The 23195-nt window shown below is 63.9% G+C and carries 18 protein-coding genes; 4 read left to right on the forward strand and 14 right to left on the reverse strand.

What is annotated here, in order from left to right:
* Window positions 1-53 precede the first annotated feature (53 nt).
* On the forward strand, window positions 54-965 hold the full coding sequence (locus tag AC1RRC_RS10400; protein ID WP_493055380.1) for a LysR family transcriptional regulator: 912 nt from the start codon (window positions 54-56) through the stop codon (window positions 963-965).
* A 112-nt stretch (window positions 966-1077) separates the two neighbouring features.
* Here AC1RRC_RS10400 and AC1RRC_RS10405 read toward each other — a convergent pair whose 3' ends face one another.
* Window positions 1078-1809: a sulfite exporter TauE/SafE family protein gene (locus tag AC1RRC_RS10405; protein ID WP_493055381.1), complete on the reverse strand. Its 732-nt coding sequence runs from the start codon at window positions 1807-1809 to the stop codon at window positions 1078-1080.
* 85 nt (window positions 1810-1894) lie between these two features.
* Here AC1RRC_RS10405 and AC1RRC_RS10410 point away from each other — a divergent pair, with 85 nt between their 5' ends.
* Complete coding sequence (locus AC1RRC_RS10410; RefSeq protein ID WP_493055382.1) at window positions 1895-2815, forward strand: LysR family transcriptional regulator; 921 nt, start codon at window positions 1895-1897, stop codon at window positions 2813-2815.
* A gap of 268 nt (window positions 2816-3083) precedes the next feature.
* Here AC1RRC_RS10410 and AC1RRC_RS10415 read toward each other — a convergent pair whose 3' ends face one another.
* The 13 genes from AC1RRC_RS10415 to aptA all read right to left on the reverse strand — a co-directional run bounded on the left by AC1RRC_RS10415 (window position 3084) and on the right by aptA (window position 20762).
* Entirely contained in the window at window positions 3084-3704 is a 621-nt protein-coding gene (locus tag AC1RRC_RS10415) for a PqiC family protein (RefSeq protein ID WP_493055383.1), read from the reverse strand.
* Window positions 3701-5299, reverse strand: coding sequence for a PqiB family protein (locus AC1RRC_RS10420; protein ID WP_493055384.1), 1599 nt, complete (start codon window positions 5297-5299; stop codon window positions 3701-3703). The genes AC1RRC_RS10415 and AC1RRC_RS10420 overlap by 4 nt, the downstream gene beginning before the upstream one ends.
* Window positions 5292-6614 carry a paraquat-inducible protein A gene (locus AC1RRC_RS10425; RefSeq protein WP_493055516.1) on the reverse strand — a complete coding sequence of 441 codons (1323 nt, stop codon included), beginning with the start codon at window positions 6612-6614 and terminating at the stop codon, window positions 5292-5294. The genes AC1RRC_RS10420 and AC1RRC_RS10425 overlap by 8 nt, the downstream gene beginning before the upstream one ends.
* 147 nt (window positions 6615-6761) lie before the next feature.
* A complete protein-coding gene (locus tag AC1RRC_RS10430) occupies window positions 6762-7853 on the reverse strand; it encodes a tartrate dehydrogenase (RefSeq protein WP_493055385.1) in 1092 nt (363 codons plus the stop codon).
* Window positions 7854-7878: 25 nt separating this feature from the next.
* Window positions 7879-9585 carry a putative bifunctional diguanylate cyclase/phosphodiesterase gene (locus AC1RRC_RS10435; protein WP_493055386.1) on the reverse strand — a complete coding sequence of 569 codons (1707 nt, stop codon included), beginning with the start codon at window positions 9583-9585 and terminating at the stop codon, window positions 7879-7881.
* An 83-nt stretch (window positions 9586-9668) separates the two neighbouring features.
* Window positions 9669-10904: a Zn-dependent hydrolase gene (locus AC1RRC_RS10440; protein ID WP_493055387.1), complete on the reverse strand. Its 1236-nt coding sequence runs from the start codon at window positions 10902-10904 to the stop codon at window positions 9669-9671.
* 63 nt (window positions 10905-10967) lie between these two features.
* Window positions 10968-12362, reverse strand: a complete 1395-nt coding sequence (hydA, locus tag AC1RRC_RS10445) for a dihydropyrimidinase (RefSeq protein ID WP_493055388.1) — start codon at window positions 12360-12362, stop codon at window positions 10968-10970.
* An 8-nt stretch (window positions 12363-12370) separates the two neighbouring features.
* Window positions 12371-13855, reverse strand: a complete 1485-nt coding sequence (locus tag AC1RRC_RS10450; protein ID WP_493055389.1) for an NCS1 family nucleobase:cation symporter-1 — start codon at window positions 13853-13855, stop codon at window positions 12371-12373.
* Window positions 13856-13938: 83 nt separating this feature from the next.
* Window positions 13939-15219 (reverse strand): NAD-dependent dihydropyrimidine dehydrogenase subunit PreA, encoded by a 1281-nt coding sequence (preA, locus tag AC1RRC_RS10455; protein WP_493055390.1) that lies wholly within the window; start codon window positions 15217-15219, stop codon window positions 13939-13941.
* A complete protein-coding gene (locus AC1RRC_RS10460; protein ID WP_493055391.1) occupies window positions 15219-16586 on the reverse strand; it encodes an NAD(P)-dependent oxidoreductase in 1368 nt (455 codons plus the stop codon). Before AC1RRC_RS10460 ends, preA begins: the two co-directional genes overlap by 1 nt.
* Window positions 16587-16738: 152 nt before the next feature.
* On the reverse strand, window positions 16739-18241 hold the full coding sequence (locus AC1RRC_RS10465; RefSeq protein WP_493055392.1) for a CoA-acylating methylmalonate-semialdehyde dehydrogenase: 1503 nt from the start codon (window positions 18239-18241) through the stop codon (window positions 16739-16741).
* The gene (ald, locus tag AC1RRC_RS10470; protein WP_493055393.1) at window positions 18238-19371 is read right to left on the reverse strand and encodes an alanine dehydrogenase; all 1134 of its coding nucleotides are present in this window, start codon (window positions 19369-19371) and stop codon (window positions 18238-18240) included. Before ald ends, AC1RRC_RS10465 begins: the two co-directional genes overlap by 4 nt.
* A gap of 74 nt (window positions 19372-19445) precedes the next feature.
* On the reverse strand, window positions 19446-20762 hold the full coding sequence (gene aptA / locus AC1RRC_RS10475) for an omega-aminotransferase AptA (RefSeq protein WP_493055394.1): 1317 nt from the start codon (window positions 20760-20762) through the stop codon (window positions 19446-19448).
* A 174-nt stretch (window positions 20763-20936) separates the two neighbouring features.
* On the opposite strand from aptA, the gene AC1RRC_RS10480 reads away from it, so the two are divergent.
* Window positions 20937-22421, forward strand: coding sequence for an aminotransferase-like domain-containing protein (locus tag AC1RRC_RS10480; protein WP_493055395.1), 1485 nt, complete (start codon window positions 20937-20939; stop codon window positions 22419-22421).
* A 10-nt stretch (window positions 22422-22431) separates the two neighbouring features.
* Complete coding sequence (locus AC1RRC_RS10485) at window positions 22432-23118, forward strand: TetR/AcrR family transcriptional regulator (protein WP_493055396.1); 687 nt, start codon at window positions 22432-22434, stop codon at window positions 23116-23118.
* The last annotated feature ends 77 nt before the right edge of the window (window positions 23119-23195 follow it).

Raw genomic sequence — 23195 nt, forward strand, 5'->3', positions numbered from 1 at the left:
GCGCGCGGTAGAATTCATCAAATGAATAGTTTTTATGCGGCAGAATAAATTCCATGCATATATCCAAGGTCGACCTGAACCTGTTTGTCGTGTTTGATGCGATCTATACCGAACGCAGCCTGACCCGCGCCAGCCAGAAAATGAACTTGACGCAGCCCGCCATCAGCCATGCGCTGGGCCGCCTGCGGCATTTGCTGGGCGATCCCCTGTTCGAGCGCCAGGGCCATGAAATGGCGCCGACGCCGTTGGCGCGCAATATCGTCGGCCAGGTGCGCAGTGCGCTGCGCGGGCTGGAACTGACGGTCAACAGCGCCGAGCGTTTCGACCCCGCCACCAGCGAACGCTCCTTCACCCTGGCCATGCGCGACGTGGTGGAGCCGAACCTGTTGCCGCCGCTGATGGCGGCGATTGCCGCGCAGGCGCCGCTGGTCGGGGTCAATGTGCTGCGCATGGCGCGCACGGAACTGGAAAGCGAACTGGCGGCCGGCACGGTCGACGCGGGCATCGATGTGCTGCTGCCGCTGTCTGAACATATCCGCATGCTGCGCCTGCCCGCCGATGAAACCGTGGTCTTTGCGCGCCGGGGCCACCCGCAGGTCCAGGGATACATCGACCTTGACCTGTACCTGCGCCAGCAGCATATCCAGGTCAGCGCACGGCGCAGCGGTCCCAGCCTGGAGGATGTGGAATTGTCGCGGCGCGGTTTGCAGCGCCGCATCCGCATGCGCTGCCAGCACTATTACACGGCGTGCAGCGTGGTCAGCCAGACCGATTTCCTGCTGACAATGCCGGCCCGCTATGGCCGCGTGCTGAACCAGCAATTCAACCACCAGATCCTGCCGTTGCCGCTGGCGCTGCCGGTGATCGACAACCATTTGTACTGGCATGCCAATGTCGATCACGATCCCGCGCATATGTGGCTGCGCGAGCGGATCACGGAGGTAATCGCGGCGCTGCCGGCTTAGTGCTGCCTGGTGTTGCCTGGTGTTGCCTGGTGCTGGCCTGCTCGCTGCGGCGTCAGCGCTTACGGCTGCGGGGTGGCTGTGAGTGACCGCGGCGTCGCTGCCTGGCCCCGGCTTAATGCCAGGCCCACTGCAGCGCCAGGTGCATGCCCAGCACCATCAGCGCCAGCAGGAAGCAGCGCCGGAACAGCGCCGGTGGCATGCGGCCGCGCAGCCGCTGGCCGATCAGCATGCCCGCCAGTGCGGGCAATTGCGCCAGGAACGACATGCCTGCCATGGCGGGCTGCCACGCATCGCGGCCCGCCAGGACGATGGCCAGCGCCACCGTCGACACCATGAACGACAGCCCCATGGCCTGCACCAGTTCATCCTTGTCCAGCTCCAGCGCTTGCAGGTAAGGCACGGCCGGCACCACGAATACGCCGGTGGCGGCCGATAGCGCCCCGGTGGCGGCGCCCGCCAGCGGCGACAACACGCCTTCCATGCCCGGCGCCACGCGCCAGCGCACGGCTTTTAATCCCAGCAGCGCATACGCCACCAGCGCCAGTCCCAGCGCGCCGACCGCCCACGGCGCATCCAGCGCCGCCGCCCCGGCCAGCAGCGTGCCCACGCAAATACCCGCCATCATCGGCCACAGCCGCCGCAACAGCGGCAGCACCGGCGCACCCGACAGCAATTGCCAACCATTCGTCAAAAGCGAAGGCACCACCAGCAGCTCCGCCGCCTCCACCGGCCGCATGACCAGGCTCAATAATGCTACCGCGACGGTCGGCAAGCCCATACCGGTCACGCCTTTGATGGCGCCGGCCAGGGTGAAAACAACGGTGATGTAAATAAGGTGGTCCATGCAACACAGTCTGGCACGCCGGGAACGGGTTGAAAATGTGGCATATACTCAGGCTGGTTTCGCATTATCCGAAGGCAGAATGTACATGCGTTTCGATCTCACTGACCTGAAATTGTTCCTGGCCGTGGCCGAAAGCGGCAGCATTACCGCTGGCGCGGCGCAATCGCACCTGGCGCTGGCGTCGGCCAGCGCGCGTATCCGGGGTATGGAAGACCTGCTGGGCGTGCCGCTGCTGCGGCGCGACCGGCGCGGCGTGCAGCCGACCGACGCCGGCCGCACCCTGCTGCACCATGCGCGCGTCATCACCCAGCAAATGCAGCGCCTGCGCGCCGACCTGGGGCAGCATGCCTCGGGACTGAAGGGCCAGGTGCGCGTGCTGTGCAATACCTCGGCGCTGGCGGAATTCCTGCCCGATGCGCTGGCCGGATTCATGGCCACGCACCCGCAGGTGAATATCGACTTGGAAGAGCGGCTGTCCTACGACATCGTGCAGGCGATGCGCGACGGCCTGGCCGATATCGGCGTGATTGCCGACTCCGTGGACTACAGCGGCCTGCAAACATTCCCGTTCCGCGACGACCAACTGGTGCTGGCGATGGCCCCCGGCCACCCGCTGGCGCGGCAATTGAAACGGCGCCGCAGCGCGGCATTCGAGGAAGCGCTGGCCCATGAATTCATCGGCCTGGCCGGCGACAGCGCGCTGCAAAAATACGTGGCGGAGCAGGCTGCCAAAACCGGCCAACGCCTGGCCTACCGCGTGCGCCTGCGCAGCCTGGACGCGGTGTGCCGCATGGCGGCCGGTGGCGCCGGTGTCGCGGTATTGCCCGAATCGGCCGTACTGCGCGCGCAAGGCGTGATGCCGATCCGGCACGTCAAACTCACCGATGCCTGGGCAATCCGCAAATTGCTGATCTGCGTGCGCGACCTCGACACCCTCCCCGGCTACGCCCGCGAACTCGTCGCCGCCCTGCAAACACCAGGGGGTCAGGCGTGCATTGATGCATAAACCTGCTGGGGTCAGGCGTGCATTCGTGCATTCATGGCGGCTTGCCAGGGGCGCATAAGCAGATACGGCAGCGGTTCGCACTCCCCCAGGGATGCGCATCAGCACCGCTCAACAACGACCACGCGCATGGCGGCGCATACGCCCCCCTTTAACGGCAAGGCGGTCCGGCGCATTGCGCCGCCTGGCCAGCGATCGGGAATGCACGATTGCACGCCTGACCCCACCGGCAACACGCATCAATGCACGCCTGACCCCACAGGGGGGGCAATTACGGGCAGGCGTTGCTGCCGGCGGCGAGCGCCAGCACGCCTTTTGATACGGCGGCCGATATACGCGCCATGGCGCGGCGGTGGGCGGCGACCAGCGCGTCGTAGTTGTCGGGGCTGCCCGCCGGCGCCGCCGCCACCGGCTCTTCCGCCACCGTCCTGCAAGCCAGCACCTTGGTCTGTCCGGCGCGGCGCACGCTCCATACCGCGTCGATCAGCGCCGACTTGCCCGGCGCCGATTCAAAGCGCTGGATGCTGGCGCTGATGCGGTAGACGGGCGCCGCGTCCGGCGCCGCCGTGCGGTAGACATCGACCGCGCCCAGTTCCGTCGTGATGCCCAGCGACAGCGCCTGGCTGACTTCCGACGACAGCGGCGCCGCCCAGCGCTGCTGTTCCAGCAATTCCACCCGCCCCTCGCCCGCTGTGACGACCAGCTGGCTGCGGTTCACCTGCTGCGGCACAGCCACCGCCGCCAGTTCGAAATACAGTGGCGCGCGCGCGGCGACTGGCGCCACGGTGGCAGGCAAGCCGGAACTGAGGCTGTAAAAGCGCTCCGGCGGCGCGGTGTGCGCGCAGCCCGCCAGCACGGCGGCCGACAACAGCATGGTCACGGTGGTCTTCACTTGTTATCCCCCTTCTTGCCGCGCAACAGCGATTCCGGATGCCGCTCCAGGTAATCGGACAGCGCATTCAACGATTGCATGGTTTGCGTCAGCTGCTGCAGCGCTTCACGCAAGTCCGCCTGCACCGGCGCATCCTTTTGCAGCAATTGCTCCGCCGCCGCAAAGGTCTGCTTGGCCGACGCCAGGGTCGACTTCATTTCCGGCATGGTTTCCTTGTCCAGCTGGCGCAGCAGCGCATTGGCGTTTTTCAGCGTGGCGTTCAGGTTGTCGCCAATCTGGTCAAACGGCACCTTGTCCAGCTTGCGCGCAATGCTGGACAACTGTGTCTGCAATTCTTCCAGGCTGTTTGGAATCGTCGGCAACTCCAGCGGCGATTGCGCCAGGTCCATCTTGACGGACGGCGAACTCGGGAAAAAGTCCAGCGCGATATACAACTGCCCCGTCAACAGGTTGCCGGTGCGCAGTTGCGCGCGCAAGCCGCGGCTGACCAGGCGTTCCAGCACTTCCGGCCCGACCTTGTCCGGGTCCGCCGCCAGCGCCTGCCGGAAGCGCTTGCCGAGGCGCGCCGGGTACATGTCCACCGTCACCGGCATGCGGAAGCTCTTCTTCACAGGATCGTATTCGACACCGACCGAGCGCACTTCGCCCAGCACGATGCCACGGAAATCCACCGTCGCGCCCACCGCCAGCCCGCGCAAGGATTGGTCAAAGTAAAACACGCTGGTAATGGCCTCGCCGTCCGGTTCGCGCAGCGCGCTGGCCTGGTCTTCGGCCAGCAGGTAATGCGCGCCGGCGGCGGCCACCGCTTCCGGCTTGCGTCCGCCCGGCGTTTCAAAGGCAATACCGCCCACCAGCAATGCCGCCAGCGATTGCGTGTTGACCTTGAAGCCGCTGGAATCGAGCCGCACGTCGACACCGCTGGCATGCCACCAGCGCGTATTTTTCCCCACATACTGGTCATACGGGGCATTGACGAACACCTTCATCGACACCCCCGTGCCTTCCGGATCCAGCACGTAATCGGTGACCTGCCCCACCGGGATGCGGCGGTAAAACACCGGCGCGCCGACATCGACCGACCCCAGGCTTTCCGCGTGCAGGCTGTACGCGGTGCCCTTCTGGTCCACGGTCACCGGCGGCGCCCGTTCCAGCCCGGTGAATTGGGCATTGCCCAGCGCGCCCTTGCCCGCGTCCACGCCAATGTACGCCCCCGACAGCAAGGTCCCCAGTCCGGACACGCCGCTGGCGCCGACCCGTGGCCGCACCACCCAGAAGCGCGTGTCGGCCGCCGTGAAGCGCTTCGCTTCCTTGCTCATCTCGATCGTCACCAGCACTTTCGACAAGTCCGGGTCCAGCGCGATCGAGCGCACCAGACCAATATCGACATCCTTGTACTTGACGCGCGTCTTGCCCGCCTCCAGCCCGTCGCCGCTGCGGAAGCTGACTGTCACGGTCGGTCCCTGGTCCAGCACCGCCTGCACCACCAGCACCAGGCCGATCAGCGCCGCCAGCAACGGCACCAGCCACACCAGCGACGGCAGGTAGCGTCCCTTCTTATCCACGTTTGGCTCCGGCAAGCCTTCCTGTTCAGACATGTCGCACTCCATTCTTATCCTTGATCGGATCCCAGATCAGGCGGGGATCGAATTCCAGCGCCGCGATCATGGTCAGCACCACCACGGCGCAAAACGCCAGCGCGCCGGGGCGCGGCGCCATCATCGCCATCGCATCAAAGCGCACCAGCGCCACGCTGACGGTAATGACAAAAATATCAAGCATCGACCAGCGGCCGATGAACTCCACCATCCGGTACAGCACCGTGCGCTGCATCGGGCGCCAGTGCGAGCGGCGCTGCGCCGTCCACGCCAGCAGCGACAGCGCGGCCAGTTTCAGCATCGGCACCACGATACTGGCCACAAAAATAATCACCGCCAGTTCCGGCGCGCCGGTATCCCAGAAATACACCACGCCACTGATGATGGTGTCGTCCTTGTTGCCATACAGGGAATCGGTGTTCAGCACCGGCAGCAGGTTGGCGGGAATATACAGGATCGCGGCCGCAATCAGGTAGGCCCAGGTGCGCATGACGCTGTCCGGCTTGCGCCGGTGCAGCTTGCAGCCGCAGCGCACGCAGCGCCGGGCAAGGCGGCCATGCCGGCCCTCCCCGTCGTTGTCGGCCAGCACCAGCCCGCAGGCATGGCACGCCACCATCGGCTTTTTGTGTTCCAGCGCATCGCGTTCGGCCGGCGCCAGCGGCTGGCCCGCGCCCAGTCGGTCGGCGGCATTCCACAGCAGCCGGGGATCGAGCGACGCTTCCACCGCCATCATCAGGGTCAGTGCGCCAAACGCCAGCAAGCCGGGCTGGATCACGACCTTGGACATGCTGGTCATCTTGATCAGGCCGATCAGGATGCCGATCATCAGCACTTCCGTCATGCCCCACTCGCGCGCCTTGCGCACCGCCCGCAACAGCGGGTGCATGCCAGGCGGCTTGCGCCCGCCGCGCACGCCCAGCGCAACGTACAGCACGGCGCACAGTTCGATGGCGGGGAACACAATGGTAAACAGCGCCACGCACACGGAAACGGCGCGCATGCCCTGTCCCCACATGATGGCGACCGCGCCCGGCAAGGTGGAAGTGGACATGTTGCCGTTCATTTCCAGGCGCACGATGGGCGACAGTTGCGCGATCAGGAAGATAATCAGCGCGCCCAGGGTAATGGCGGCAATCCGGCCCAGGTCGGGATCGGCGCCCCGGTACAGAACGGAACGGCAGCGCACGCAGCGCGCCTTGTCGCGCGGCGCCAGCAGGCGTCGGCGGTGCAGCACGCCGCAGTCATGGCAGCTGATCAAGTCATATCGGTACACGGTAATACGCGGGCTTGGACACGGGCTAGGGTGAGGCTGCATGATACGTGAAACTCGCGCGGCCATGTTGGCGGCCATGCTGGCGGCCATGTCGGTGGCCATGTCGGTGGCCATGTCGGTTGACCATAGGCGGCAATGGCCACGCCACGGCCACGCAATTGTCTCGCCATTGGCACGCCATGGCCGCCGTTATCCGGCCGCCACCATCCCGGCAATCGCCCGCCCCACGTCCGGCGTCGACGCCGCGCCCCCCAGGTCCGGTGTATGCGGCCCGCTTGCGAGCACCTGCTTGATCGCGGCGAGGATCGCATCATGCGCGGCGCGTCCCGCCCCCTGGCCGCCCGCCAGGAAATCAAGCATCATGGCGCCAGACCAGATCATCGCGACCGGATTGGCGATGTTCCTGCCATAAATGTCCGGCGCGGAACCGTGCACCGGCTCGAACAGCGACGGAAACTTCCGCTCCGGATTCAGGTTGGCCGACGGCGCCAGGCCGATCGTGCCGGTGCACGCCGGGCCGAGATCGGACAGGATGTCGCCAAACAGGTTGGTGGCCGCAACCACGTCGAACTTTTGCGGCGACAGCACGAAGCGGGCGCACAGGATGTCGATATGCTGCTTGTCCCACGTGACGCCGGGGCAGCGCGATGCGGCGTCCGCCGCACGCGCATCCCACCACGGCATGCTGATGGCCATGCCATTGCTCTTGGTGGCGACCGTCACGTGCTTGCGCGTACGGCTGCTGGCCAGGTCAAAGGCGAATTTCAAGACCCGGTCCGCGCCGTGGCGGGTAAATACCGATTGCTGCATCACCACTTCGCGCTCGGTCCCTTCAAACATCACGCCGCCCACTGACGAATACTCGCCCTCGGTGTTTTCCCGCACGATCATGAAATCGATGTCGCCCGGGCCGATGCCGGCCAGCGGCGTTTTCACGCCTTCGAACGCCAGCACCGGGCGCAAGTTGATGTACTGGTCAAATTCGCGGCGGAACTTCAACAGCGAACCCCACAAGGAAACATGGTCCGGCACCGTGGCCGGCCAGCCCACCGCGCCAAAATACACGGCGTCCACACCAGCCAGCTGCTGTTTCCAGTCATCGGGCATCATCTTGCCGTGCTGCGCGTAATAGTCGCAGCTGGCCCAGGCGATGTGCTGGAATTCCAGCGCGATGCCAAAACGCTTGCCGGCCGCTTCCAGCACCCGTAAGCCTTCAGGCATGACTTCCTTGCCGATGCCGTCGCCGGGTATCACTGCGATCTTGAAGCTGGTGGTGCTCATGGTGTGGTTCCTGTTGGTTGCGACGTCAGCCCGGCAGGGCGCCGTCGATGAATTGTTGTAGTTGCGGCAGCGACATCGGTTTGGCATACAGATAGCCCTGGAAGCCCCTACACCCCACCGCCACGATAAAGGCGCGCTGCGCTTCGGTTTCCACGCCCTCCGCCAGCACATCCAGGCACAGCGCCTTGCCCATTGCAGCGACGGCATGCACGATGGCGCCGCCATGGCGCGCATTGGCGGCATCCCAGATGAAGGAGCGGTCGATCTTCAATTCCACCAGCGGCAACCGGTGCAGGTACGACAGCGACGAATAACCGGTGCCGAAATCATCGAGCGCACAGCTCACGCCGGCGGCGCGCAAGCGTTCCATTTTCGCCACCGTGCCCTCCACGTCCGCCAGCAACAGGCTTTCCGTCAATTCCAGCATCAGCCGCTGCGGCGGCGCGCCTGCCGCGGCCACCAGCGCCAGGGCCTGTTCGACAAAATCCGGCCGCTGGAATTGCTGCGCGCTGACATTGACCGCCATCCGCAAATGCGCCGTGCGCGGCGATTGCGCCCATTGCGCCAGCAGGCGGCACGCGGTTTCCAGCACCCAGCGCCCCAGCGGCACGATCAGCCCGGTCTCCTCGCAGGAAGGGATGAATTCCACCGGCGGCACCAGCCCGCGCTGTGGATGGCGCCAGCGCACCAGCGCTTCGACGCCCGTCATGCGTCCGCCCGTGTCACACTGCGGCTGGTAATGCAGCTCGAACTGGTTTTCCGCCAGCGCATGGCGCAAGTCCGCCTCCAGCGCGGCGCGCGCGGCGGCCCGCTGTTCAATGGCGGGTTCGAACCAGCTGGCCATGTTGCGCCCGCCGGCCTTGGACTGGTACATGGCCATGTCGGCGCGCTTGATCGCTTGTTCAACGCTGGTGGCGCCGGCGTCGAGCATGGCCAGGCCCAGGCTGGGGCTGATGTAGTGCTGGGCCCCGCCGATATCGAACGGCGCGGCAAACGACTGCAACACCTTGGTGGCCAGTGCCTCCACCTGCGCGGCGGCCGCTCGCGCATCGGCGTCCAGCCCCTGCTGCAGGATCACGAATTCATCGCCGCCGAAACGCGCCACGGTGTCGTCCGCAGTCACCAGTTGCCGCAGCCGCTCACCGGCCAGGCGCAGCAGCGCATCGCCCTTTTCATGGCCGTGGACATCATTGACGCTTTTGAAGTTGTCGAGATCGATAAACAGGATGGCGCTGGTTTCAGCCGAACGCCGTTGCCGCAGCTGCGCGTCCACGATGCGTTCGCCCAGCAACTGGCGGTTCGGCAGTCCGGTCAAGTGGTCGTGGAACGCCAGCCGGTGCAATGCCGCTTCCTGCGCCTTGCGCAAGCTGATATCGAGGAAATAAATCGCCAGGCCATCGGCCGACGGATGCGCCCGCACTTCGGTCCACAAATCCAGCGGCGCATAGTATTCCTCGAACCACGCCACCTGGCCGGACTTCACCGCCTGGTGATAGGCTTCGTAATACGGACCGCCCACCGCTTCCGGAAACACGTCCCACACGCTGACACCGAGCACCCGCTCGCGCTGGCATTGCAGCAGGCGCTCGGCTTCGCGGTTAATGAACGTCACGCGCCAGTCACGGTCCAGCATCAGGAAGGCATCCGTGATGCTCTCCAGGGTGGCGGTCAGCCGTGCGCCCAGCCGCTGCGCATCCTGTTCCAGTTGCTGTACGCGTGTGTCGTCGCTCATTGAATTTTGCCCATGGGTATCTGCTGGAGGCCGGCTGCCACGCCGCCAGCCTCCAGCGATTATACCCACGCGCGGCAACAGCGTTACACCACTCCAGCCCGCTCCAACATCGCATGCAGCAACACATTGCATCCGGCTTCCAAGTGTTCCGCCTTGGCATCTTCAATTTCATTGTGGCTGATGCCATCCTTGCACGGCACGAAGATCATGCCGGCCGGCGCCACGCGGGCCGCGTAAATCGCATCGTGGCCGGCGCCGGACACCACGTCCATCGTCGAATACCCGAGTTTCGCTGTGGCATTGCGCACCGCCCCCACGCAATCCGGGTGGAACGGGCATGGCGGGTAATACGAGACGCGCTCGATCTGGATACCGAGGCCGGTTTCCTGGCGGGTTTTCTCCACGAAGGCCAGCATTTCCTCGTGCATGGTGTTCAGCAATGCATCGCTGACGTTGCGCAAGTCGATGGAAAACTTCACTTCGCCGGGAATCACGTTGCGGCTGTTCGGGAACACTTGCATCATGCCAACCGTGCCCCGGCCATACGGCGGATAGCGGTTGGCGATGGCCACCACTTCCTGGATGATGCGGGTCGACACTTGCATCGCATCCTTGCGCAAGTGCATCGGCGTCGGACCGGCATGGGCTTCCATCCCCGTCACCGTGCAGTCATACCACGACAGCCCCATCACGGCCGGCACCACGCCGATCACCTTGTCCGCATCTTCCAGCACGGGCCCCTGCTCGATGTGCGCTTCGAAATACGCGCCGATCGGATGCTGGCCCGGGACTTCCGTGCCCAGGTAGCCGATCCGCTCGAGTTCTCCCTTGACGGTCTTGCCTTCGGTATCCTTGGCAGCATACGCATGGTCCAAGGTAAAGGCGCCGCAAAACACGCCGGAACCCATCATCACGGGCACGAAGCGGGAACCTTCCTCGTTGGTCCAGAACGCCACTTCGATCGGCGCACGGGTTTTGATGCCCTTGTCGTTCAGGGTGCGCACCACTTCCAGCCCGGCCAGCACGCCATAATTGCCATCGAATTTGCCGCCGGTCGGCTGGGTGTCGATATGGCTGCCCGTCATGACCGGGGGCAGTGTATTGTCTTCGCCGTCGCGGCGCATGAAGACGTTGCCGATCTGGTCGATCGTGATGGACAAGCCCGCGTCGCGCGCCCAGCCGGTGACCAGGTCGCGGCCCTGTTTATCAAGGTCGGTCAGGGTCAGGCGCTTGACGCCGCCTTTGACGGTGGCGCCGATTTTTGCCAGTTCCATCAGGGAAGACCAGAGGCGGTCGCCGTTGATGTGTAGTTCGCTCATTTTGCTTACTCCTTTAACGCCATCGCGGCGCATGCATGGCGGGTTTGTAAAACCCGCCCTACGTTATTTGGCGGTGACGGGCGTGTAGGCGGGACGGTCGATGTGGCGGCCGGCGCCCTCCACCGCCATCAGTTGGCCGCCGTGCCACACCACCTTGCCGGCGGCGACCGTCGTGGTCGGGATGCCTTTCACGGTGCGTCCCTCGAACACATTGAAGCCGCCCTTGTTGTGCTGGGTCTTGGCGGAAATCGTGCGGGTCCCCTCCGGGTCCCACACCACGATATCCGCATCGGCCCCCGCCGCCACCACGCCCTTGCGGGGATAGATGTTGAAGATCTGCGCGGCGTTGGCCGACGTGACCTTGACGAATTCCGATGGCGTCAGCCGGCCGGTATTGACGCCCGCATCCCAGATCACCGCCATGCGGTCTTCCACGCCGGCGCAGCCATTCGGGATTTTCGTGAAATCGTCCTTGCCCGCCGCCTTTTGTTCGGCGCAAAAGGTGCAATGGTCGGTGGCCGTGGTATGCAGGTTGCCGCCCTGCAGGCCGTGCCACAGCGCATCCTGGTGGTGCTTGCTGCGGAACGGTGGGCTCATCACGTGGCCCGCCGCGAAATCGAAGTCCGGGCTCGCATAGACACTGTCATCGATGATCAAGTGCCCCGCCAGCGCTTCGCCGTACACCCGCTGGCCATTGGCGCGGGCGCGCGTGATGGCGTCCAGCGATTCCGCGCACGACACGTGCACGATGTACACCGGCGTGCCCAGCACCCCGGCAATGGCAATCGCGCGGTTGGCCGCTTCCGCTTCCACCATCGGTGGCCGCGACAGCGGATGCGATGAGGGTCCCGTCAAGCCGCGTTTCAGCAAATCCTGCTGCAACTGGTACACCAGTTCGCCGTTTTCCGCGTGCACCGTGGGGATCGCCCCCAGTTCCAGCGCGCGGCGGAAGCTTTTCACCAGGGTTTCATCATCGGCCATGATGGCGTTCTTGTACGCCATGAAGTGCTTAAAGCTGTTGACGCCATGGTCGCGCACCAGGATGCCCATGTCGCGGTGCACGGTATCGTCCCACCACGTGATGGCCACGTGGAAGGTGTAGTCGCCCGCCGCCTTTTGCGCCCAGCCGCGCCATTGCTGGTAAGCCTCGATCAGGTTTTGCTGCGGGTTCGGAATCACGAAATCAATAATCGTCGTGTTGCCGCCCGCCAGGCCCGCCGCCGTGCCGGTAAAGAAATCGTCTTGCGTGACCGTGCCCATGAAGGGCAAGTTCATGTGCGTGTGCGGATCGATCCCGCCCGGCATCACGTACTGGCCGCCCGCGTCGATCACGCGCGCGCCGGCCGGCGCTTCCAGGTTGGGCCCCACCGCCACCACCTTGTCGCCATCGGTCAGCACATCGGCGCGGAACGCACGGTCCGCGTTCACCACGGTACCACCACGTATCAATATGCTCATACAGTCTCCTATCGTTGAGCGGCGGGACGCAGCGCGGGCGCCGCCTTCCCTTTCATCATGACGCCATACACCAGCGCGGAAATCGCAATGCCGACGAACCACGCATAGGTATAAATCGTTCTAAAACCATCGGCCACGCCGGGGAAGGAAGACGGGAAGGCCGCATTCAAAAAGCCCGGGATGTTCGGCAATACACCGACCACGAAGGCCACGATGGCCGCCATGTTCCAGCCGCTGCCATACGAATAAATGCCGTCGTCACGGTACAACTGGGCGACATCGAGTTCCGTCTTGCGCACCAGGTAGTAATCGATGATCAGGATGCCCGCGATCGGCCCCAGCAGCGCGGAATAGCCGATCAGCCACGTGAAGATGTAACCCTGGGTCGATTCCAGCAATTTCCATGGCAGCATCAGGATCGCGATCGACGCCGTGATATAGCCGCCCATGCGGTAGCTGATGTGCTTTGGCGCCAGCGCGGAAAAATCATACGCGGGGCCGACCAGGTTGGCCGCCAGGTTCACACTGACGGTATCGATCAGCAGGATCACCAGCGCCACCAGCACCGCCACGCCGGTCATGCGGCTGGCCAGGTCGACCGGATCCCACAGCGCCTTGCCATACAAAACGACCGTGGCCGACGTCACGATCACGGCCAGCGCGGCCAGCAAGCCCATCGGCACCGGCAAGCCGACCGACTGGCCCAGCACCTGGTCGCGCTGCGATTTGGCAAAGCGGGTAAAGTCGGGAATGTTCAGCGCCAGTGTGGCCCAGAAACCCACCATGGCGGTCAGCGATGGCCAGAAGGTGTTCCAGAACTGGCCGGCTTTCTTGCCGCCTTCGACGAATTGCGACGGCTGGTCCAGCAGCGGGCCGAAGCCGCCCGCCTTCTGGTACACCCAGCCCAGCAGCACGAAGCAGATGATGATTTTCAGCGGCGCGGTATACGTTTCCAGTTTGCGGATCGCATCCATGCCGTGCACGATGTACCAGAACTGGATCGCCCAGAACGCCAGGAAGCACAGCAACTGCATGCCGTTGATGCCGAGGCCCGTGATTTTTGCGCCGCCGATTTCACCGCCCAGCATCACGCCGATCAGCGTATAAATCATCTGGCCGCCAAACCAGGTCTGGATGCCATACCAGCCGCACGCCACGATAGCGCGCATCAGCGCCGGCAGCCGCGCGCCGGACGTGCCGAACGAGGCGCGCGCCAGCACCGCGTAGGGAATGCCATATTTGGTACCCGCGTGGCCGATCGCCAGCATCGGCAACAGCACGATGGCGTTGGCGATAAAGACCGTGAACACGGCTTGCCAGGCCGACATGCCGCCTTCGATCAAACTGGCGGACAGGGTATAGGCAGGGATGCACATCACCATGCCGACCCACAGGGCGGCAAAGTGATACCAGCGCCAGGTGCGCTGCGCGTCGCTGGTGGGCGCCAGGTCTTCGTTCCAGAGCTGGGTGTTGCCGGACAGGTCGTTATTCACTGCTGATCTCCTGCTGATCTCCAAAAGGTGAAATGGCGGGTTGACTTCAACCCGCCCGCTAGGCAACCTCGGTCACACTGCGTCTACGCCGCCTTGGTCTCCCGGCGCGGATTGCGCGGATCCTGCGTCCAGTTCATGTAAGGCTGGCCGGTATCCTGCGGCACCATCGTGATGCAGCCCTGCACCGGGCACGTGATTTCACACAGGTTGCAGCCGACACACTCTTCCTTGATGACTTCATAGGTGCGCCCGCCCGCCGCGTCGATGGTTTGCATGATGGACTGGTGCGACGTGTCTTCGCACGCCACATAGCAGCGGCCGCACTTGATGCAGTCATCCTGGTTGATCTGGGCAATCACCTTGTAATTCATGTCCAGGTATTTCCAGTCGGTGGTGTTCGGCACCGCCTTGCCCATGAATTCGTCCAGCGACTTGTAGCCCTGCTCGTCCATCCAGCGCGACAAGCCATCCTTCATTTCTTCAACGATGCGGAAGCCGTGCAGCATGGCCGCCGTGCACACTTGCACGCAACCGGCGCCGAGCGCGATGAATTCCGCCGCGTCGCGCCAGCTGCCGATGCCGCCGATGCCGGAAATCGGCAAGCCTTTGGTTTGCGGGTCGCGCGCGATTTCCGCCACCATGTTCAGCGCGATCGGTTTCACGGCCGAGCCGCAGTAACCGCCGTGCGTGCTGGCGTTGCCGACGGCGGGGAACGCCACCATGCGGTCCAGGTCCAGGTGCGTGATGGAATTGATCGTGTTGATCAGCGAGACCGCGTCCGCGCCGCCCTTGTGCGCGGCGCGCGCCGGCATGCGGATATCGGTGATGTTCGGCGTCAGCTTGACGATCACCGGCAGCTTGGTGTGCTGTTTGCACCAGCGCGTCACCATTTCCACATAGTCCGGCACCTGCCCCACGGCCGAACCCATGCCGCGTTCCGGCATGCCGTGCGGGCAGCCGAAATTGAGTTCGATGCCATCGGCGCCGGTGGCTTCGACCTTCGGCAAGATATCGGCCCATGCGGCTTCTTCGCACGGCAGCATCAGCGACACCACGATGGCGCGGTCCGGCCAGGCTTTCTTGACTTCGGTGATTTCCCGCAAATTGATGTCCAGGTCGCGGTCGGTGATCAGCTCGATGTTGTTGAAGCCCAGGACTTCGCGGTTCTTGCCGTGGAGCGCGGAATAGCGCGACGACACGTTGACGGCAGGCGGGTCCTCGCCCAGCGTTTTCCAGACCACGCCGCCCCATCCCGCTTCGAATGCGCGCACCACGTTGTACGCCTTGTCGGTCGGCGGCGCGGAGGCCAGCCAGAACGGGTTAGGCGATTTGATGCCGCAAAAGTTAATGCTCAGATCGGCCATTATGCAGCCTCCACTTTGGAAAGGATGTCGTGATGAATGGCCAGGGCGGCGAGTTTGCCGTGCTGTACCGCCTGCACCGTCAAATCCTGCCCCGGCGCCACGCAATCGCCGCCCGCATAAATGCCGGGCACCGAAGTGCGGAAATCGTTATCGACGTGGATCTTGCCGCCGTCCCTGGCCAGCGTGGACGCCATGGCGTCCTGCAGGCTTTGCTCATCCATGCCCTGGCCGATGGCTTTGAACACCGCGTCGGCCGGGACATCGAACGTGACGCCGGTACCGACCAGCTTGGTCCCGTCGAGCTTGGTGTTTTCAAAGCGCATGCCGCACACACGGCCAGCGTCGTCCAGCAACACCTGCTTCGGCGCGGCCCAGGTGCGCATACGCACCTGGTTGGCCTTGGCGATGTCCTGTTCATGGTGGGTGGCGCTCATGTCGGCCGCGCCACGGCGGTACACCAGCGTGACTTCCTCGGCGCCAAGGCGCTGGATTTGCACCGCCATATCGATCGCGGTATTGCCCGCGCCGATCACCACGGCGCGGCGCGGCACCGGCAGCTTGGACAAATCGGCCGCCTGGCGCAATTCCGCAATATAGCCAACGGCGGCCATCAGGCCCGGCGCATCTTCACCGGTCAGGCCCAGCTGGCGCGAGGCCCCCAGGCCGATGCCGAGGAACACCGCGTCATATTGCGCATGCAAGTCTTTCAGTTGCACATTGCCGCCCAGGCGCTGGCCATGGCGCACTTCGATGCCGCCGATCCCCAGCAGGAAGGCCACTTCCTTTTGCGCGAAGTCGTCGGTCAGCTTGTACTTGGCGATGCCGTATTCATTGAGGCCGCCGGACTTTTCCTGCGCTTCATAGATCACCACATCATTGCCCAGCATGGCCAGGCGGTGTGCGCACGACAGGCCGGCGGCGCCACCGCCGACCACCGCGATTTTCTTGCCGGTGGATGCGGCGCGCTGGAACGGGTGTTCCTTGAACGTCATGTGGTCGAGCGCATAGCGCTGCAGCAGGCCGATCTTCACCGGCTGGCCTTCCGCATCGTGATTGCGCACGCAAGCGTCTTCGCACAGGATTTCCGTCGGGCAGACGCGCGAGCAGCTGCCGCCGAGGATATTCTGTTTCAGGATGCCGGCGGCGGCGCCGTTGATATTCTGTTCGTGGATATTGCGGATAAAGCTGGCCACGTCGATTTCCGACGGGCAGATGCGCGTGCATGGCGCATCGTAACAGTACAGGCAGCGCGCGCTTTCTATCGCGGCCTGGCGCGCAGTCAGTGGCGGAGCCAGGTCGGTGAACTGTTCGCCCAGCTCGGCGCTGGACGCCTTGGGCTGTGGCAGGTGCTGGAGTGAGGCTATCATTTTTAATCCCTGGCTTTTGTTAGCTTGGTCATCCCGTTGGCATCAACGTAGGGCGGCTTTTACAAAGCCGCCGTGCGTGAGCCGCCGGACTGCATGCATGGCGGCTTCCGCCAAGGCGGAAACCGCCCTACGTGTTGCCTTTTCCTTCTTCGTCACTTCATTTGTGGGAATGCAAATTCCGCACCAGCGCTGGCGGTATTCGGCCAGCGCTGCATCACGGCCTTGTGGCGGGTATAGAAGCGCACGCCTTCGGGACCATAGGCATGGTGGTCGCCGAACAGGCTGCGTTTCCAGCCGCCGAAACTGTTGAACGCCATCGGCACCGGCAGCGGCACATTGACGCCCACCATGCCGACCTGGATCTGGCGCACGAATTCGCGCGCCACGCCGCCATCGCGGGTAAACACCGCCACGCCATTGCCGAACTCATTGGCGTTGATCAGTTCCACCGCGTGGCCGATGTCCGGCAAGCGCACCACGCACAGCACCGGGCCGAAGATTTCTTCCTTGTAGATCGTCATGTCCGGCGTCACATGGTCGAACAGCGTGCCGCCGATAAAGAAGCCTTTTTCACGGCCTGGCACCTGGTAGTTGCGGCCATCGACCACCAGGGTCGCGCCCTGTTCGACGCCGGTGCCGATCAAACCTTCGATGCGCTGCTTGGCGGCCGCCGTCACCACCGGCCCCATTTCCGCGCCCGCTTCCATGCCGTCGCTTACTTTCAGTGCGGCGGCGCGCGTTTTCAGTGCGGCCACCAGCTTGTCGCCGGCGTCGCCCACCGCCACGGCCACCGAGATCGCCATGCAGCGTTCACCGGCCGAACCATAGGCGGCGCCCATCAGCGCATCGACCGCCATGTCCATGTCGGCGTCCGGCATCACCACCATGTGGTTCTTCGCACCGCCCAGCGCTTGCACGCGCTTGCCGTGCGCACTGCCGCGCGCATAAATGTATTCGGCGATCGGGGTCGAACCGACGAAGCTGATGGCCTGCACTTCCGGATGGTCGAGCAGCGCATCGACGGCGGTCTTATCGCCCTGCACCACGTTGAACACGCCGTCCGGCAAGCCGGCTTCCTTCAACAGTTTGGCGTGCAGCAGCGACGGCGACGGGTCGCGTTCCGACGGTTTCAGCACAAAGGTATTGCCGCACGCGATCGCCACCGGGAACATCCACATCGGCACCATCACCGGGAAGTTGAACGGCGTGATGCCCGCCACCACGCCCAGCGGCTGGCGCATCGACCACGCATCGATGCCGCGTGAAATCTGGTCGGTGAATTCGCCTTTCAGCAGTTGCGGGATGCCGACCGCGAATTCCACCATCTCGATGCCGCGCCCCACTTCGCCCTGCGCGTCGGAAAACGTCTTGCCGTGTTCGCGCGTCAGCATCGCGGCAAATTCATCGGTGTGCTGCTGGCACAGCTGCAAATACTTGAACAGCACACGGGCGCGGCTCAAAGGCGGCGTGGCGGACCATGCGGGGAAGGCGCTTGCCGCCGCCTGCACGGCCGCATCGACTTCGTCGCCAGTGCCCAGCGCCACCCGCGCGACCGGCTCACCCAGCGCCGGGTTGTACACGTCGGCATAACGGCCGCCGGCCGTGTCGACTTTTTCACCGTTGATGAAATGGGTGATGGTGTCCAAATTGCTCATGATCTTCCTTGTTCCAGTGAAGCCAACAGCGAGTCGGCCGAGACATACGGGTAGCCCAGGTCGCGGGCCACCGCTTCATACGTGACATTGCCCTGGCAGACATTGAGGCCCGCCTTCAAATGCGGGTTGGCCATGGCGGCTTTCCAGCCGCGGTCCGCCAGCGCCACCGCGTGGACGATGGTGGCGTTATTCAGTGCAAAGGTGGAGGTGCGCGCCACCGCGCCCGGCATGTTGGCGACGCAGTAATGCACCACGCCATCGACCACATAGGTCGGGCTTTCATGCGTGGTGGCATGCGACGTTTCAAAGCAGCCGCCCTGGTCAATCGCGACATCGACCACCACCGCGCCCTGCTTCATCTTCGCAATCATGTCCCTGGTGACCAGCTTGGGCGCGGCCGCGCCGGGCACCAGCACGCCGCCGATCACGAGGTCCGCATCGAGCACGGTTTCCTCGATGCTGGCGGCATTCGAATACAGGGTCGTCACGCGGTTGCCGAACACCAGGTCCAGCTGGCGCAGGCGGTCCACGTTTTTATCGATGATGGTGACGCGCGCGCCGATGCCGACCGCCATTTGCAGCGCATTGGTGCCCACCACGCCGGCGCCGATGATGGCGATGTGCCCCGGCGCCACGCCAGGCACGCCGCCCAGCAGCAAGCCCATGCCGCCCTTGGATTTTTCCAGGTGCGCGGCGCCGGCCTGGATCGACATGCGGCCCGCCACTTCACTCATCGGCGCCAGCAGCGGCAAGCCGCCGTTCGCGCCGGTGATGGTTTCATAGGCGATGCAGACCGCGCCTGATTTCACCAGCGCGGCAGTCTGCTCCGGATCCGGCGCCAGGTGCAGATAGGTGTACAGGATCTGGTTTTCGCGCAGCATCGCGCATTCCTGCGGCTGCGGTTCCTTGACCTTGACGATCATCTCCCCCGTCGCGAAGATTTCCTCGGCGGTGTCGACGATGGCGGCGCCGGCCGCCGCATACATCGCATCGCTCAAGCCAATCGCGGCGCCCGCATTTTTCTGCACCACGACCTTGTGGCCGCGCAGGGTCAGTTCCTTGACGCTGGCGGGCGTCATGCCGACGCGCGATTCCTGGTTTTTGATCTCTTTCGGTACGCCTACTAACATGGTGGGTCTCCTTGTTATATGGTGGCGGCTGGCCTTGTGGGCCGTGCCCGCATGGCGGCTTTGTACAAGCCGTCCTACTCCAATGTTTTCAATACCGTGGTCAGCTTCCCAAACAATTCATCGATGTGTTTTTTCTCGAACGTCAGCGGCGGCGACAGCGCGATGATGTCGCCCGTCACGCGGATCAGCACACCATCCGCGAACATTTTCTTGAACGCGGCGTAGGCGCGCGCGCCCGGCTTGCCGGCAATCGGCGCCAGCTCGATGCCCGCCACCAGGCCGATGGTGCGGATGTCGATCACGTGCGGCAAGCCTTTCAGCGCATGCACCGCGTCTTCCCAGTACGGCTGGATGGATTTCGCCTGCTCGAGGATGGCCTGTTCCCTGAATACTTCCAGGGTCGCCAGCGAGGCGGCGCATGCGACCGGGTGGCCGGAATAGGTATAGCCATGGAACAGTTCAATGCCGGGCGGCGCCTCCATGAAGGCATCGTGGATGAACTTTTTACTGAACACGGCGCCCATCGGGATCACGCCATTGGTCAAACCCTTGGCGGTGGTCATCATGTCCGGTTCCACGTCGAAGTAATCCGCCGCGAACGGTGTCGTCAAACGCCCAAAGCCGGTAATGACTTCATCGAAGATCAGCAGGATGCCGTGCTTGGTGCACAGTTCGCGCAAGCGTTTCAGGTAGCCCTTGGGCGGCACCAGCACGCCGGTGGAGCCGGCCACCGGTTCCACGATGACGGCGGCAATGGTGGAGGCGTCATGCAAGGTGACGATGCGTTCGAGTTCGTCGGCCAGGTTGACGCCGTGCTCCGGTTCGCCCCGCGTGTAAGCGTTTTTCTCGAGGTTATGCGTGTGCGGCAAATGGTCGACGCCGGGCAGCATCACGCCATACGGCTTGCGGTTGCCCGCGATGCCGCCGACGGAAATACCGCCAAAACCCACGCCGTGGTATCCGCGTTCCCGGCCGATCAGGCGGGTGCGGCTCGCCTCGCCGCGCGCCTTGTGGTACGCCAGCGCGATTTTCAGCGCCGTGTCCACCGCTTCCGATCCCGAGTTCGTGTAAAACACGTGGCCAAAGCGGTGGTTGCTGTACTCCATCAGCTTTTCAGCGAGGTCGAAGGCGGCCGGATGGCCCATCTGGAAGGTCGGCGCGAAATCGAGCTGGCCGATCATTTCGCGCACGGCGGCGACGATCTTCGGCTGCGCGTGGCCGCAGGGGACGCACCACAGTCCGGCGGTACCGTCGAGGATGGGATTGCCATCGACGTCCTTGTAGTACACGCCTTCCGCCGACACCAGCAGCCGTGGATTGGCCTTGAAGTCGCGGTTATTCGTAAACGGCATCCAGAAGGAATTCATGGATGCTGGCCTGGACTCGTTCATGCAACTCTCCTTTTTTTACAACCCGTAAAAATCTTTACCAGTTGGCAAAATGATGATGCAATAATAGACAGCGGTTCCACTATGGCACAGATACACAAATAGCAAAACTCACCAACCGTACAGGTCACAAAAACGATACAGTTGGCGGGATGGCTTTTCCGGGGATACAGGTGTATGCAACAGGCGGCGGCAATCATCGAACAAGACTGTGCGCAGGCGGATCATGCCGCCGGCTGGCCCATGCTGGCCATCGAACGGACCGCGGGCAAAGGCCGCCTGGTGGACCAGATCGTGGCCGCCATTACTGAGCTTGTTGCGCGCAAAGACTTGCGCGTGGGCACAAAAATGCCATCGGTGCGGCAGTTCGCCAAGTGTAATGGCGTGTCCACCTTTACAGTTGTGGAAGCCTATGACCGGCTTGTGACCTTGGGCTTGCTGTCGTCCCGCCGTGGTTCCGGCTATTTTGTCGCGCGCCAGGACGTGCCGGCAGCGTTGCTTTCTGCCCACACGCATACCGCCGCTCCGGCCGCCATCGATGCGCTGACGCCGGATTTGTATTCCGGCGTGTCCGAAGCGCTGCCGGTCGGCGCCGGCTGGCTGCCGCCGGAATGGTATGGCGAGGACACCATCCTTGACGCGGTGCGGCAAGCGATGCGCATTCCCGCCAACCGCTTGCGCGGCTATGGCCATCCGATGGGATTCCCGACCTTGCGCCAGCACATGGCCACCATGCTGACGGCGGACCTGTATCCGGTGGAACCGGACCAGATCCTGCTGACCCACGGCGCCACCCACGCCTTCGACCTGGTGCTGCGCACCCTGACCAAGCCCGGCGACGCGGTACTGGTGGAAGACCCTGGCTACAGCAATTTGCTGTCGCTGATCCGCCACCACGGCTGCATCCCGGTTGGCATCCCGCGCGGTGAAAACGGGCTCGATATGACCGCGCTGGCGGAACAGGCCAAAGCCATGCAGCCCAAGCTCATGTTCGTCAACACGGTGCTGCAAAACCCGCTGGGCACCTCGCTGTCGCACGCCCAGGCGCACCGCTTGCTGGCGCTGGCGGAACAATTCGATTTCTGGCTGGTGGAAGATGATATTTACCGCGAACTGGCGCCGCACGGGGCCAGTTTCCCATCGCTGGCCGCGATGGATGGGCTAAGGCGCGTGATCCGCGTTGGCAGCTTTTCCAAGACCCTGTCGCCGGTGCTGCGCGTGGGCTCGATTTCCGCTTCGAATTCGCTGTTGCCGGAACTGTTGCGCGTGAAAATGCTGGCCGGGCTGACCACCTCGGAAATCAATGAACGCGCGGTGTTCCACGCGATTACCGCGCGCCCCTATAAACGCATGGTGGAACGGCTGGCGGCGCAACTGGAAACCGGCCGCGTCCGCACCATGGACAACCTGGCGGCGGCCGGCATGCAAGCGCTGGCCACGCCGCGCGGCGGCATGTTCGTGTCGGCCGGATGGGACATCACCCCGACCCCGGAATTCAACGGCAAAACCCTTGCCGAACAGGCACTCAAGGCTGGCATCCTGCTGTCGCCCAATGAATTCTTCATGCTGCGGCCCAGCGACACTGTCTGGTTCCGCTTCAATTGCGCCTACAGCGATACCCCGCAACTGCGCGCATTCCTGCAATCCGTACGACCACGCTGAAGGATTTACCATGCCACCCAAGATCGGACTGGCCGCCGCCCCCGAACGCATCAAACGGCGCGTCATCAACCGCGACAAGCTCGAAGCCGAGATCGCGGACGTGGCGGTGCGCATCTTTGCCGAATGCGGCTACGAAGGCACGTCGATTGCCGCGATTGCCGAGGCGGCCGGGCTGTCCAAGCAAAACCTGATGTATTACTACCCGACCAAGCAGGCGCTGTATGAGCGCGTGCTGGACAATGTGCTCGACGACTGGCTGGCGCGCATGGACAGCCTGGCCCACGAAGAACAAGACCCGCACGACATGCTGCGCGCCTACATTCAAGCCAAGGTGCGCTTTTCACGCGAACAGCCGTGGGCGTCGCGCGTGTATGCGATGGAAGTGATTTCCGGCGCCCCGCTGTATGGCCAGCAAATCCACGACCGGGTGGTGCCGCTGCTGCGCAAGGATATCGATGTCTTTGAAAAATGGATCGCGGCCGGGCGCATCGGCGCCGTCAACGCCACGCATTTGATCTTCATGATCTGGGCCATGACGCAATCGTATGCGGACTTTTCCGCGCAAATGGCACTGGTGCTGGGCCGCAAGCAGTTGACGCGCAAGGATTACGAGGAAGGCGAGGACACCATCGTGCGCATGGTGATGGCCGCCATCGCCCTGCCGGCCCGGTCGCAGGGTCATGCGCAAATGGAATAGTTATAGTCCAAAGCTTCATAAACCCGGCGCCACCGGCGCCTAGACTCCGCTCAGTTCCCATCAAACTGAAGGAGTCG

The organism is Pseudoduganella sp. GW821-FHT12E03, from assembly GCF_058807115.1.